Here is a 14047-nt window from a genome sequence, read left to right as displayed (position 1 = left end):
TGTCCCTCGTTCTGGGGAAGCCGGGCCCGTCCGTCCCCCGAACCCCCGGCGGGCCTGCCACCCTTCCCCCATGCCGGAGTTGCAGCGCTACACGTCGTCCGCCGTAGACACGGTGATCGCCCGGATGCGGGCCCTGGACGCGGAGTTGCCCGCGCGGGACGGGGTCGCCGTGTTCAACCGGGTCTATCTGGCCGTCACCGAGGAGGTGGACCGGCGCATCGACACGGGCCGCTTCGCGCAGCCCCGCGCGGCGGCCACCCTGGACGTGCGGTTCGCGCTGCGGTACCTGGACGCCGTCGACGCGGAGCTGAACGACCGCCGTACGCCCGCCTGTTGGCGCCCGCTGTTCCAGATGCGGCGGCATCCGGGGGTACGGCCGCTCCAGTTCGCGCTGGCCGGGATCAACGCGCACATCGGGCACGACCTGGCGCTGGCCGTCGTGGACGCGTGCCACGAACTCGGGTGCGAGCCGGCCGAGTTGGAGGACGAGTTCGACCAGGTCGGAGACATCCTCGTCGCGTTGGAGGAGCGGATCAGGGAGGAGCTGATGCCGGGTCCGGACCTGCTCCAACTCGCCGATCCGCTCACGCACTTGCTGGGCTCATGGAGTCTGGAGCGGGCGCGGTCGGCGACCTGGTCGGCGGCTCGGGCGCTGTGGGCGCTGCGGCGGTTCCCCGAACTCACCGAGGAGTTCGGGGAACGGCTGGACACGGGGGTGGGGTTCGCGGGGCGGATGCTGCTGACGCCGCTGCCCGATTAGGTTCAGTCCTCCGGGAGTTCGACCGGCGCGATCTCGTCGTACACGTCCCCCGGGCCCGGGTTGCTCGGGTCGGTCTCGCCGCCGAAGTGGTGCATCACGCCCCACACCGCGTTCAGCGCGGTCTGTACGGCGCCTTCCGCCCACCCGGCGGTCCAGGAGATGTCGTCCCCGGCGAGGAACAGGCCACGCCGGTCGGCGGGGAGCCGGTCCTGCATGAAGTGGGTGAACAGGCGCCGCTGGTAGCGGTAGTGGCCGGGGAGGTTGGCCTTGAACGCGCCCATGAAATACGGCTCGTTCTCCCAGGAGACGGTCACCGGGCTGCCGATGACATGGCGCCGGATGTCGACGCCCGGATAGATCTCGCCGAGCGACTTCAGCATGACCTCCATCCGCTCGTTCGCGGACAGCGGCAGCCACTTGAGGCTGTCGTCGCACCAGGTGTACGACAGGCAGATCACGGCGGGTTTGTCGGGGCCGTCGTCGAGGAGGTACGTCCCGCGCGTCATCCGGTCGGTGAGGGTCATCGACATGACGTCACGGCCGGTCGCCGGATCCTTGTCGAGCCAGAACGGGCGGTCGACGGGGACGAACAGCTTGGAGCTCTCCATGTAGTGGGTGCGCTCGATGGCCGTCCAGTGGTCGACCGGGAAGAGGTCGTCGTCGCACACGACCTTGGACAGCAGCATCCAGGACTGCGCGGTGAACACGGCCGCGCGGTACGTGCGGATCGCGCCGTCCGCGTCGGTGACGGTGATCCGGTTCCCGGCGGTGCGGTGCAGGCGGGTGACGGCGGGACGCGGTTCGCCACCGGCGTGCAGCGTCTTGAGGGAGGTGCCGTACGGCCAGTGCACGAGCTTCTCGGGCTCCGACTCCCAGAGCCGCAGCGGGAGTTGCTGCGAGCCGCCGACGATCCCCCGGTGATGGTCGTCCGCCTCCGTGTAGACGACCCGCAGGATCTCCAGGATCGAGTTCGGGAAGTCGGTGTCCCAGCCGCCCGTGCCGAAGCCGACCTGGCCGAAGATCTCGCGGTGCCTGAACGACCTGAACGCCTCGGAGGCGCACAGGAATCCGTAGAACGTCTGGTTGTCGAGCTGCTCGACGAGCCGCCCCCAGATCTCGCGGATCCTCGGTATGTCCCGCTCCCGCAGCGCCCGGTTCATGTCCGCGAACTCGGCGCCTTCCTCAAGGCACTTGGACCACGCCTCGGCGACATCCCGGTAGACCTGCGGGAGATCCTCGATCGTCTCCGCGTAGTGCGACTCCCCCTTGAGGTCGACGACCGTCGAAGGGGTCACCTCCGCAAGGGGGTTGGGGAAGGGGCGGGTCTCCAGCCCGGCCAGGTCGATGTAGTGCTGGAGGGCCGTGGAGGACGGCGGGAAGCGCATCGCGCCCATCTCGGCGGTCAGCGAGGGGTCGCAGCCCTCGAAGCCGACGGTCCGCAGCCGCCCGCCGATCTGGTCCGCCTCGTACACGACCGGCTTGAGGCCCATCCGCATCAGCTCGTACGCGGCGACGATCCCCGACAACCCGCCCCCGATGACGGCGACTTCGGCGCCGTGCTCGGTCGCCGGGATCTGTCCGAGGCCCGCCGGGTGGGCGAGGAAGTCGTCGTAGGCGTACGGGAAGTCCGGCCCGAACATCGTGATCGGCGGCTGCTGCGCGTCGGTGTGCTCTACGGCGTTGGGCACCATGGACGTCATGGGGGTACGGACTCCTAGCGGGCCACGGACCGGTAGAGGTCCGGGCGGCGGTCGGCGAGATAGGGGTTGGCCTCGCGGGACGCGGCGAGGAACGCGGGGTCGGCGTCCGCGAGGAGCAGTTCCTCGCCGAGGCCCGCCCGGGCGCGGGCGACTCCGTCGGGGCCGGCCAGCACGGAGAGGCCGACGAAGTCGAACTCCCCTTCCTCGCCGACCCTGTTGACGTACGCGATGTAGAGCTGGCTCTCGAACGCCCGGACCGGGATCATCGCCTCCGCGACGAACTGGAAGGGGTGCATCTGGGCCGTCGGCACGATCAGCAGGTCGGTGCCGGCGAGGGCGTGCTCGCGCACGTTCTCCGGGAACTCCACGTCGTAGCAGATCATCAGGCCGACGGTCAGCCCGCCCAACTCCGCCTGCACGACCGGCTGTTCACCGGGCGTGAAGTGGTCGCGCTCGAAGGGGCCGAAGAGGTGGGTCTTGCGGTAGTTCGCGAGCCGGTCGCCGGTCGCCGAGATCACCTGCGCGGAGTTGAAGACGGCGTCGCCGGCCCGCTCGGGATATCCGTACGCGATGGCCAGTCCGTGCCGCGCGGCCAGCTCCGCGACCGCGTCCGCCGACTCGCCGTCCGCCGGCTCCGCGAGCCCCTCGACGTCGACCGCGTACCCCGTCAGGAACAGCTCCGGCGCCACCAGCAGCTCCGCCCCCGCCTCGCCTGCCCGCCCGGCCGCCTCGCCGAGCATCTTGAGGTTCCCCTCGACCGAGCCGGGACGTCCGGAGCTCTGGAGCAGGGCGATGCGCATACGTGTCCTCACCTGGGCGGAAGGGGGGTGCCGGGGGCCAGATAGACGGTACGGTCGGCCGGGCCGAGCGGACAATAGGCACCCATTGCGGGCAGGTGAGCGATTCGTTGCGCGAAGTGGTGGCACCCCGGCGATTCGTTGCGTACGACCCTGACGCGGACGCACGCCTCAGCAACGTCGGCTCTTACGCGGGCGCACGCCTCAGCAGCGGTGACAGCACCAGCACCGACTTGGTCCGCTCCACGAACGGCTCCCCCGCGATCCGCTCCAGCACCCGTTCGAAGTGCCGCATGTCGGAGGCGAAGACCTGGGCGATGGCGTCGGCGTCGCCGGTGACGGTGGAGGCGGCCACGACCTCCTGGTACCGCTCAAGGCCGCGCCGGATGGTCTCGGGCGACGTGTTCCTGCGGCAGTGGATCTCGACGAACCCCTCGGTCTCCCACCCGAGCGCGACCGGATCGACCCGCACCGTGAACCCGGCGATGGCCCCGCTCTCCCGCAGCCGGTCCACCCTGCGCTTCACCGCGGGCGCGGACAGCCCGACGATCTGCCCGATGTCGGCGTAGGACCGCCGGGCGTCCTCGGCGAGGGCGTGCACGATACGTTCGTCCAGGTCGTTCAACACATACGGCAGTAGACCACGCCCTCAGTGGCTCAGCTCCCGGGTGAGGAACCGGCACGGATCGGCGTGCTCCCGCAGGACGCCGTTCACGTCGCGGTAGGACCAGCGGTCGATGTACCGCACGCCGGGCCGGTACCCGAGCCGCTCGTACAGCGCCGCCGCGCGCGGGTTCCTGTCGTCCACCCCGAGCCCCATGACCTCGACGCCCCGCGCGAGCGCCCACTCCTCGGCGGCGCGCACCAGCGCCGTCCCGATGCCCTGCGAGCGCAGGTGCTCGGGCCACACGTACAGGCCGTTGATCTCGGGGCAGCCGGGGTGCGCGGCCTGCACCTCGGGCGCCTCGCAGCCGGTCCAGAGAACCTCCGCGCGACCGACGGGCCGGCCGTCGAGCCACGGGATCAGATACGTGCTGCCGCCCGCCTCCTGGCGGGCGAAGCGCATGGGGTGGCTGCCGTCGAAGCTGTCCGACGGCATGACACGCTCCAGCACGACGAGGTCCTCGCGGCGGCAGGCCATGATCTCCATGGGGACGACGCTAGAACGCGTCGCCCCCGGCCCGCCGCCCTTTTCCCGAAGTGCCTAGTTCCAGCTCGCGTGCAGCGGCTTTCCCTCGGCGTACCCGGCCGCGCTCTGGATGCCGACGACCGCCTTCTCCTCGAACTCCGCGAGGGACCCGGCGCCCGCGTACGTGCAGGACGACCGCACCCCGGCGATGACGGAGTCGATCAGGTCCTCCACCCCCGGCCGGGCCGGGTCGAGGAACATGCGGGACGTCGAGATGCCCTCCTCGAACAGCGCCTTGCGGGCGCGGTCGTACGAGGACTCCTCGGACGTGCGGTTGCGGACCGCGCGGGCCGACGCCATGCCGAAGGACTCCTTGTAGAGGCGCCCGTTCGCGTCCTGCTGGAGGTCGCCCGGCGACTCGTACGTACCGGCGAACCAGGAGCCGATCATCACGTTGGACGCCCCGGCCGCAAGGGCCATCGCGACGTCGCGCGGGTGGCGGACACCGCCGTCGGCCCACACGTGCTTGCCGTGCTTGCGGGCCTCGGCCGCGCACTCCAGGACGGCGGAGAACTGCGGCCGGCCGACGCCGGTCATCATGCGGGTCGTGCACATCGCGCCGGGACCGACCCCGACCTTGATGATGTCCGCGCCGGCCTCGATCAGGTCCCGTACGCCCTCGGCGGAGACGATGTTGCCGGCCACGATCGGCACCCGGGGGTCCAGCGCACGGACCGTACGGATCGCGCTGATCATCGACTCCTGGTGGCCGTGGGCCGTGTCGATGACGAGCGTGTCGACGCCCGCGTCGAGGAGCTGCTTGGCCTTGCCGGCGACGTCGCCGTTGATCCCGACGGCGGCGGCGATGCGCAGCTTGCCGTTCGCGTCGACGGCCGGGGTGTAGAGGGTGGCCCGCAGCGCGCCCTTGCGCGTGAGGATCCCGGCGAGCTTCCCGTCGCCGTCGACGGCCGGCGCGTACCGCCGGTTCGCCGAGTCCAGCGTCGTGAACGCCTCGCGCGGGTCGATGTCCGCGTCGAGGAGCAGCAGGTCACGGGACATGACCTCGCTGAGCTGCGTGAACCGGTCGACGCCGGTGAGGTCCTGGTCGGTGACGACGCCGACGGGCCGCCGCTCCTCGTCGACGACGACACCGGCGTTGTGCGCGCGCTTGGGCAGCAGCGCGAGCGCGTCGGCGACGGTCTGCTGGGGCGACAGCACGATCGGGGTGTCGAGGACGAGGTGGCGGCTCTTGACCCAGGAGACGACGTCGGTGATGACGTCGATCGGGATGTCCTGCGGGATGACGACCAGCCCACCGCGCCGGGCCATCGTCTCGGCCATCCGGCGCCCGGCGATCGCGGTCATGTTGGCGACGACCAGCGGGATCGTCGTACCCGTCCCGTCCGGCGAGCGCAGGTCCACCGCCTGGCGGGAGCCGACCGCGCTGCGGCTCGGGACCATGAAGACGTCGTCGTAGGTGAGGTCGTACGCGGGCTTGATGTCATTGAGAAAACGCACGTACTTGATTCTCCCACGTGGGTCCCGGAACAGCCCCGGGACAATCGTCCAGCCTGTACGGGAACGTCCTGGAGCTTCCTACAGGGCGAGCAGGACCGGCACCCGCGCCTCCTCGAAGATCTCCAGCGCGATCTCCCACTCGTCGGGCCGGGCCTTGGCGTACGGCCGCCAGTCCCGTACGACGATGCGCCGTTCCTCCTGGTCGCGCAGGACGTCGGCCAGCGCGTCCCAGTTGCGGCCGAACCAGTCGGGCAGCCGCAGCCCCTGCGCGAACCGGTCCATCAGTGCGGCCCTGTCCGTGACCCCGTCGAGGTCGATCGCGATGTCGGTCATCTCAGTACCGTCCGGAACGAGTCGTAGTGATCATCGGTGTAGTAGATCTCGCCGCTCTGCCCCGTGACAATGCGCCGGGCGCCCCGGTCGCGCGAGCCCGGGGTCTTCACGGTGTATTCGTGGTAGTAGCCGCGCTTCTGTTTCGGCAGCCGTCCCTCGAAGTTCCCGAAGACGACGCCGTCGCGGGAGTAGGGGTAGGGGCCGCCCTGGTCGATGAGGGCGAGGGTCTTGCGGGCCTCGGCGGGGAGGTCGGCCGCCTTGACGGTGGCGAGGCCGTTGGAAGGCCGACTACTGGAGGCACTCGCCTGCACGTCGTTCGTACGATGATCCGACGAGCATCCGGCGACACCCCCGATCGAGACCAGCACACACAGAAGCACCCGGGAGACGAACCGCAGCAGCATGCCGTAGATGCTGCCACGGCCGTCGCCGAGGAGCCGTCCGTCAGGGGCCGTCCGGGTCGGACCGGTTCAGCGCCGACTTGGGCGTGGGCCCGGCGGTCATCAGATAATCCGCCGCCGATGTGTCCGTGACGAGGCTGGTGACCAGCCCCGACCTGAGCACCGCGTCGATCGCCGCCGCCTTGCGCTGCCCGCCCGCGATCGCGACGACCTCGGGGATACGGCGCAGCTGGTCCGCCTTGACGGTGATGCACCGCTCGCCGAGGTCCCGGCCGACCCGGCGCCCCTCGGAGTCGAAGAGGTGCGCGGACATCTCGGCCGCGACGCCGAGGGAGGAGTAGTGGGCCCGCTCCTCGTCCGTCAGCATGTCGTGGACCGTGGAGACGCCCGGCTCCCAGGAGCCGATGGAGACGCAGGCGACCGTGACCTTGTCGAAGTACTCGAAGGCCCGCGCGATCCCGGTCTGGCTGCGCAGCGCGGCGGCGGTGGCCGCGTCCGGCAGCAGCATGGGCGCGTAGATGGGGTGGGCGTCGCCGCCGGACACCTGAGCTGCCCGGCGGACCGCCTCGACCGAGCCGCGCTCGGCCGTGCCCGCGTCGTACACACCTGTCAGCTGCACCACCGTGCAGGGCGGCAGCCGGTCGAGGGCCGCGGCCATGTTGATGGTGGAGCGGCCCCAGGCGAGGCCCAGGACGTCCCCCTCGTCGAGGAGTTCGCCGAGCAGGTCGGCGGCCACCTCGCCCAGGTTCTCGGGGTCGGGGGAGTCCTCGGCGTCGGCCGGGGACTCGACGACGACCGCGTGCCTCAGGCCGTAGCGGGCGCGCAGCGCGTCGGAGCGCTCGGCGTCCAGCTCGGCCGGTACCCGGATCTCGATGCGTACGAGATCCCGTTCGAGAGCGGTCTCCAGGACCCGGGCCACCTTGAAGCGGCTGACGCCGAACTCCTCGGCGATCTGGATCTTGGACTTGCCCTCCAGGTAGAAGCGGCGGGCCATGGCCGCCGCCTGCACCAGCTCCGCGGGTCCCATCCGCATGGCCGAACGGCCCGCCGACATACCCGACACGGCGATCTCCTCACTGCTGTTTCACACTCTGGATTCGCCTTCATCCTCGCAGATCCGGCGGTCTTGATCAGCCCTGAAGGGCTCTGTCGCAGGGTTCGTTCACTTGCCCGTGGCCCGGTGGCCGCATGCCGCCTCGGCCTGGGCGCGCAGTCCGCGTACGGCGGCGGCGGGGTCGTCGGCGCCGTACACGGCCGAACCGGCGACGAAGACGTCCGCGCCCGCCTCGGCGCAGCGCTCGATCGTGCTCGCGGAGACGCCGCCGTCGACCTGGAGCCACAGCTGGAGGCCGTGCCGGTCGATCAGCTGCCGGGTGCGGCGGATCTTCGGCAGCATGATGTCGAGGAACGCCTGACCGCCGAAGCCCGGCTCGACCGTCATGATCAGCAGCATGTCGAGTTCGGGGAGCAGGTCCTCGTACGGCTCGATGGGGGTCGCGGGCTTCAGGGCCATCGACGCGCGACCGCCCTGGGCGCGGATCTCGCGGGCCAGGCGGACGGGGGCGGCGGCGGCCTCGACGTGGAAGGTGACCGAGGAGGCGCCGGCCTCGATGTACTGCGGGGCCCAGCGGTCCGGGTCCTCGATCATCAGGTGGCAGTCCAGCGGGGTGTCCGTCGCCTTCGCCAGGGACTCCACGATCGGGACGCCGAGGGTGAGGTTGGGGACGAAGTGGTTGTCCATGACGTCGACGTGGAGCCAGTCGGCTCCTTCGACGGCCTTGGCTTCGTCGGCCAGGCGGGCGAAGTCGGCGGAGAGGATGCTGGGGTTGATCTGCACGGCCATGGGGCTAGCCTCCCACGCCGGGGCGGGGCGGCGAGCACCGGTGGGGGAGGCGGGGCGAAGTTTCGTACGATGATCATCCGATCCGGCGGATCAGCGCCAGGTACATCGCGTCCGTGCCGTGCACATGCGGCCACAGCTGTACGTCGGGACCCTCGCCCAGCCCCGGCACACCCGGCAGCAGGGGGCGCGCGTCGATCAGGTCGGCGGCCGGGAACTGCTTGAGCGCGTCGGCGACGACCGCCCGCGTCTCCGCGAGGTGCGGTGAGCAGGTCGCGTACCCGACGACGCCGCCGACCCGCACCGACTCCAGCGCGGTCTTCAGCAGGCCCCGCTGCAAGGGCGCGAACCCTTCGAGGTCCTCGGGACGGCGCCGCCAGCGGGCCTCCGGGCGGCGGCGCAGGGCGCCGAGGCCGGTGCAGGGGACGTCGACGAGCACGCGGTCGAAGACCCCCGGCTGCCACGGAGGCTGGGTCCCGTCCGCCGCGATCACCTGGTACGGCCCCGGGTTGCCGGCCAGCGCCTTCGCGACCAGGCCCGCGCGGTGCGGCTGCTTCTCGGACGCCAGCAGGGTCGCGCCGCGCTCGGCGGCGAGGGCGGCGAGCAGTGCGGCTTTGCCGCCGGGGCCCGCGCAGGCGTCCAGCCAACGCCGGTCCGGGCCGTCGACCGGCGCGTTCGCGAGGGCCAGCGCGACCAGCTGACTCCCCTCGTCCTGCACACCGGCGCGCCCCTCACGGACGGCGTCGACGGCACCCGGCTCCCCGCCTTCCGTCAGCCTCGCGGCGTACGGCGACCAACGGCCGGGCAGGGCCGCGTCCTCCTCCAGCAGTTCCTGTACGACCGACCTGCCCGGCCTCGCCACCAGGGTCACCTCGGGGCGCTCGTTGTCCGCCGCCAGCAGCTCCTCGATGCCGGCCCGGCCGCCGCCCAGCGAGTCCCACAGGGCCGAGACGATCCAGCGGGGGTGCGAGTGGACGACGGCGAGGTGCTCCTCCGGGTCGTCGTCGTAGGGCGGGGCGACCTTCGCGGTCCAGCCGTCCAGATCGTCCTGCGCGATCTTCCGGAGCACCGCGTTGACGAACTTGGCGCGACCGTCGCCGAGGACGACGCGAGCGAGTTCGACGGAGGCGGACACGGCGGCGTGGGTGGGGATCCGGGTGCCGAGCAGCTGATGGGCGCCGAGGCTCAGCACGTCCAGCACCGGCGGGTCGACCTCGCGCAGCGGCCGGTCGATACAGGCGGCGATGACCGCGTCGTACGTCCCTTGCCGCCTCAGCGTCCCGTACACCAGCTCGGTGGCGAGAGCGGCGTCCCGACTGTCGAACTCCCCTTTTTCCCGGGCCTTCCTGAGCAGCGGCGGCAACACCAGATTCGCGTACGCATCCCGCTCGTCCACCGCCCGCAGCGCCTCGAACGCCAGCATCCGGACGGGGTCCTTCTTGGGCCGCCGATACGGCTTGCCGGTCTTACGGGGCTGCGCAGAGGTGTCGCTCACGAAAAGGTGCTCCGGGTCATCAAGAAAGGACAGACCTCAAGCGTACGCCGCGTGGCTACTGCCCCAGCGTCTCCCCGTCCGCCCCCCGGACGCCCCGCGCCCAGTCCGCCGCCCGCATCGGCTTCTTGCCCTGTGCCTGGACCCACAGCAGCTCCACGGCGTACGAGCCGGTCCCGACGTACACGTTGTTCTTGCCCACGGCCAGCTGTCCCGGCGCCAGACCGCCCCGGTCGGGCAGCGGGGTCACCTGGATCAGCTTGAGGCGCTCGCCGCGGAAGGTGGTCCAGGCGCCGGGCGCGGGGGTGCAGCCCCGTACGACGCGGTCGACGCGCAGCGCCGGGGCCTGCCAGTCGACGCGGGCGTCCTCGACGGTGATCTTCGGGGCCAGGGTGATGCCCTCGGCGCTCTGCGGCACCGCCTCCAGCGTGCCGTCCTCGATGCCGTCCATGGTCGCCGCGAGCAGCCCGGCGCCGGCGAACGCGAGCCGGGTCAGGAGGTCGCCGCTCGTGTCGGTGGGCCGTACCGTCTCGGTGACGGTGCCGTACACGGGGCCGGAGTCGAGGCCCTCCTCGATGAGGAACGTGGACGCCCCGGTGATCTCGTCGCCGGCCATGATCGAGTGCTGTACGGGCGCGGCCCCCCGCCAGGCCGGCAGCAGGGAGAAGTGCAGGTTGACCCACCCCCGCGCGGGCACGTCCAGCGCGACCTTGGGCAGCAGGGCGCCGTACGCGACGACGGGACAGCAGTCGGGCCCGATCTCCCTCAGCCGCTCCAGGAACTCGGGCTCCCGGGGCCGGCCCGGCTTCAGCACCTCGATCCCGGCCTCCATCGCCCGCTCGGCCACCGGCGACGCGACGAGCCGCCGCCCCCGCCCCGCCGGCGCGTCCGGCCGCGTCACCACGGCGACGACCTCATGCCGCCCGGACCCGATCAGAGCGTCCAGAGCGGGAACGGCGACCTCGGGGGTACCAGCGAAGACAAGCCTCATGGAAGGACGGAACCTCTCGGACAGACGGAAGACGACCAGCACAGCAGTCTAATGAGCCGTCGGGGAAAGCCGCAGACGGCGAGTCCCCCCTCTCCCCAAGGCCCCTGGACGAACCGGAAGCGAGCCGGGGGGCGTACGCATATGCCCATACGCCCCCACCCCGTGACCCGCGGAGCGAATCCGCGTTGGTCAAGAAAGAGTTGACCCCCTATCTCTTAACGCCGGTTCGAGAGGCTTGTTCATGGCCGACCACGCAACCCACGACGCCCAGGCCCGGGCCAGCCTGCACTTGCTGGTGCGGGACATCGAGCGGGTCCGCCGCCAGGTGGACGCACTCCGCACGCTCACCGCCCAGCTGGGCAACGTCTACCGCCCCCGCCGCTCCGGCCCCTCCACGGGCTTCGTGGTCTACGGCCGCGCCCCCGCCCCCACCGTCCGCCTCGCCCAGGAACTCCGCGACAGCGTGGAGACGCTGGTGACGGCGGCGGTCGAGTTCGACCGCTCCCTCGGCTTCTCCTGGGACGCGGTGGGCTCGGCGCTGGGCGTGACGAAGCAGGCGGTGCACCGCCGCTACGGCGCTCGCCGCACCCCCACCTCGGCCCCCGAACCGGCTCTCCCCCCGGACCCCGCCCGCGTCCTGAACGTGGGCGGCGGCATCACCACGGTCCCCACCGTCCCGGCGGCCCGCTCCATGCCCACCCAGCCCACGGCAGGCAGCCCCGCCCTGCGGGAGGACGCCCGCCCCGCCCCCTTCCCCGGCCCCCGCAACGGCTGACCCCACCCGCGCGTCCCCGACATCCCTGCCCTCTCGCCCGACCACGAGAGGGCAGCGGCATTCCCCCCGACAAACCTCGCCTCCATCACCCGATGTCCGCCGGGTCGACGCGAATCCAGACCCGCCCTTCCTCCCCCCCACCGCCCCGGGCCATCCGCGCGGCCTGCGCCGCCTTCAACGCCGCGGCCAGCGCCCCGCCCCGCCCCTGCGGCACCCGCACCAACGCCCGCTCCCACCGCTCCCCCGGCGGCGGCCCCCCGACTCTCCGGGGCCGCCCGACAGGAGTGACCGGCACGGGGACAGGCCCCAGCACCTCGGCCTCGGCGGGCAGTTCGGCGACGGCCAGGAACCCGGTGACAGCCTCCGCGGTCCCCGCCACCGAGGCCATCCGGGAGACCGGCGGGAACCCCAGCTCCGCCCGCTCGGCCAGTTCACGCACCGCGTGCCCCACGGGATCCCACCGGACCAGCGCCTGCACCGGCCGCAGGGTCGGCTCGGCGACCACGACGACGGTCCCCCCCTCCCCCTGGGGCCGCACCAGGGCCGCCGCGGCGATCCACCTCCGCAACGCCTCCTCCCCGGCCCGCAGATCGGGCCGCCCGAGCATGGCCCACCCGTCGAGCAGCAGGGCAGCCGCGTACCCCCCGTCGGCGACGGGCTCGGCGCCGGGCGTGCTCACGACGAGCGCGGGCGCCCCCGGCACGGTGTCCAGCACCTGCTCCCGTCCGGACGTCCGCACGGGCACGGCGGGAAACGCCCGCCCCAGCTCCTCGGCGGTCCGCCGGGCCCCCACGACCTGTGCCCGCAGCCGCACGCCCCCGCAGGCGGGGCAGCTCCAGGAGACGTCCGCCCGCCCGCACCACCCGCAGGAGAGCCCGCCCCCGTCGGTCCCCTCCAACGGCCCGGCGCAGTGCCGGCACCGAGCGGGCTCGCGGCACTGCGCGCAGGCCATCCGGGGCACGTACCCCCGCCGGGGCACCTGCACGAGCACGGGCCCGGACTTCAGCCCCTCCCGTACGGCCTGCCAGGCGAGGGTCGGCAGCCGGGCGGCCCGCGCCGCCTCGTCCCGCGCGAGATCCTGGTCCCCCACGGTCCGCACGAGCGGCGCGGCCGACCGCACCTGTTCCCGCCGGGCGACGATCGGCCGGGCCCACCCGCTCTCGACGAGCTGGGCGGCCTCGACGGTGCAACTCCAGCTCCCCAGCAGGAACGCGCACTTCTCCTGGGCGGCCCGCAGCAGCAGCACGTCCCGCACATGCGGCTGCGGGGCATGCGGTTCGCTGTGGCTCCCGTCCCCGTCGTCCCACACGACGACGAGCCCCAGGTCCCGCACCGGCGCGAACATCGCGGCCCGGGTCCCCACGACGGCCCGCACACTCCCCCGCAGGACGGCGAGCCACTCCCGGTACCGCTTCTCGGGCCCGGCGTCGGCGGTCAGCACGGCATGCCGCCCCTCCCCCAGCACCCGCGTCAACGCGGCATCGACCCGCCCTACGGCCCGACCGTCGGGTACGACGACGAGGGCCCCCCGCCCCGAAGCGAGCGTGGCCCCCACGGCGCGGGCCACTTCCTCGCTCCACGTACTCCCCGGCAAGGCGTTCCACACGGCCCGGGGCACCCCGCCCCGCCCGAGCGCCTCGACGAACGCCCCGCCGGCCTCGTACCGCTCCCAGGACCCGGCCGACGGCAGCGCGGGAGGCTCCAGCGGCGCGGGCGAAGCCTTCTGCTCGGCGCGGGCGCTGCGCGGCGGGACGGCGAGCTGCAACACGTCGGCAAGGCTCCCGGCGTACCGGTCGGCGACCCCCCGGGCGAGCGCCAGCAGTTGGGGCCCCAGCACGACTTCGGGCGAGACGACCTGCGCCAGCGCGGCCAGGGGCCCGGAGTACTCGGACCGGGCGACCCGCTCCACCAGAAACCCGTCGATCAGCGCACCCCCCTCCCGCCGCCCGCCCCGCACCTTCCCCCGCCCGGCCCCGAACCGCACCCGCACCCGCACCCCGGGCTGAGCCACCTCATCCAGCTCGGCAGGCACGGCGTAATCAAAGAGCCGGTCCAGATGCAGCACCCCTTTGTCCACCAGAACCCGAGCCACCGGCAGCTCCCCCGCCAGCGCGGCCCCCCGCCAGGTCCCCGGCTTGGCCCGCGCCTTCTTCACCCCTTCCCGCATAAAAGCCAACTGCTCAGCCCCCACCTCGCCCCCACTCCCCGACCCGTTCCCACTGCTCACACCCTCATAGATACCAAACCCCACTGACAACGCCCCTCCGCCCTGGCAGCGGGCCGTGAAGTCGGCGGTTCCGTTTCCCGGGAA

The 14047-nt window shown here is 72.5% G+C and carries 14 protein-coding genes; 2 read left to right on the top strand and 12 right to left on the bottom strand.

The annotated features are described in order from the left end of the window. Window positions 1–70 precede the first annotated feature (70 nt). Complete coding sequence (locus J8M50_RS16985; RefSeq protein WP_010357953.1) at window positions 71–760, top strand: DUF5995 family protein; 690 nt, start codon at window positions 71–73, stop codon at window positions 758–760. A gap of 2 nt (window positions 761–762) precedes the next feature. Here the strand turns inward: J8M50_RS16985 and J8M50_RS16980 are convergent, their stop codons facing one another. The 11 genes from J8M50_RS16980 to fmt form a co-directional block, all read right to left on the bottom strand. Then, window positions 763–2460: a flavin monoamine oxidase family protein gene (locus tag J8M50_RS16980; protein WP_010357952.1), complete on the bottom strand. Its 1698-nt coding sequence runs from the start codon at window positions 2458–2460 to the stop codon at window positions 763–765. A 14-nt stretch (window positions 2461–2474) separates the two neighbouring features. After that, entirely contained in the window at window positions 2475–3260 is a 786-nt protein-coding gene (locus tag J8M50_RS16975; protein WP_010357950.1) for a carbon-nitrogen hydrolase family protein, read from the bottom strand. A gap of 184 nt (window positions 3261–3444) precedes the next feature. Continuing rightward, on the bottom strand, window positions 3445–3885 hold the full coding sequence (locus J8M50_RS16970; protein WP_010357949.1) for an Lrp/AsnC family transcriptional regulator: 441 nt from the start codon (window positions 3883–3885) through the stop codon (window positions 3445–3447). A gap of 21 nt (window positions 3886–3906) precedes the next feature. Beyond that, window positions 3907–4407: a GNAT family N-acetyltransferase gene (locus J8M50_RS16965; RefSeq protein ID WP_010357948.1), complete on the bottom strand. Its 501-nt coding sequence runs from the start codon at window positions 4405–4407 to the stop codon at window positions 3907–3909. A 54-nt stretch (window positions 4408–4461) separates the two neighbouring features. Continuing rightward, a complete protein-coding gene (locus J8M50_RS16960; RefSeq protein WP_010357947.1) occupies window positions 4462–5904 on the bottom strand; it encodes a GuaB1 family IMP dehydrogenase-related protein in 1443 nt (480 codons plus the stop codon). A gap of 78 nt (window positions 5905–5982) precedes the next feature. Beyond that, the gene (locus tag J8M50_RS16955; RefSeq protein ID WP_010357944.1) at window positions 5983–6237 is read right to left on the bottom strand and encodes a barstar family protein; all 255 of its coding nucleotides are present in this window, start codon (window positions 6235–6237) and stop codon (window positions 5983–5985) included. Then, the gene (locus J8M50_RS16950) at window positions 6234–6641 is read right to left on the bottom strand and encodes a guanyl-specific ribonuclease (protein WP_010357942.1); all 408 of its coding nucleotides are present in this window, start codon (window positions 6639–6641) and stop codon (window positions 6234–6236) included. The genes J8M50_RS16955 and J8M50_RS16950 overlap by 4 nt, the downstream gene beginning before the upstream one ends. 40 nt (window positions 6642–6681) lie before the next feature. Further along, window positions 6682–7692 (bottom strand): sugar-binding transcriptional regulator, encoded by a 1011-nt coding sequence (locus J8M50_RS16945; protein WP_010357941.1) that lies wholly within the window; start codon window positions 7690–7692, stop codon window positions 6682–6684. 108 nt (window positions 7693–7800) lie between these two features. After that, window positions 7801–8481 carry a ribulose-phosphate 3-epimerase gene (gene rpe / locus J8M50_RS16940; protein ID WP_010357940.1) on the bottom strand — a complete coding sequence of 227 codons (681 nt, stop codon included), beginning with the start codon at window positions 8479–8481 and terminating at the stop codon, window positions 7801–7803. Between the two features lie 73 nt (window positions 8482–8554). Then, window positions 8555–9901 (bottom strand): RsmB/NOP family class I SAM-dependent RNA methyltransferase, encoded by a 1347-nt coding sequence (locus J8M50_RS16935; protein ID WP_010357938.1) that lies wholly within the window; start codon window positions 9899–9901, stop codon window positions 8555–8557. 127 nt (window positions 9902–10028) lie between these two features. Continuing rightward, complete coding sequence (gene fmt, locus J8M50_RS16930) at window positions 10029–10961, bottom strand: methionyl-tRNA formyltransferase (protein WP_010357935.1); 933 nt, start codon at window positions 10959–10961, stop codon at window positions 10029–10031. Between the two features lie 241 nt (window positions 10962–11202). Here fmt and J8M50_RS16925 point away from each other — a divergent pair, with 241 nt between their 5' ends. Next, on the top strand, window positions 11203–11736 hold the full coding sequence (locus tag J8M50_RS16925; RefSeq protein WP_010357934.1) for a hypothetical protein: 534 nt from the start codon (window positions 11203–11205) through the stop codon (window positions 11734–11736). An 85-nt stretch (window positions 11737–11821) separates the two neighbouring features. Here J8M50_RS16925 and J8M50_RS16920 read toward each other — a convergent pair whose 3' ends face one another. After that, the gene (locus J8M50_RS16920) at window positions 11822–13963 is read right to left on the bottom strand and encodes a primosomal protein N' (RefSeq protein WP_029184393.1); all 2142 of its coding nucleotides are present in this window, start codon (window positions 13961–13963) and stop codon (window positions 11822–11824) included. Between the last annotated feature and the right edge of the window lie 84 nt (window positions 13964–14047).

This window comes from Streptomyces acidiscabies (assembly GCF_020010905.1).
GTDB classification, from domain to species: Bacteria; Actinomycetota; Actinomycetes; order Streptomycetales; family Streptomycetaceae; genus Streptomyces; species Streptomyces acidiscabies.
This window is presented reverse-complemented; position numbering and strand designations above follow the sequence as displayed.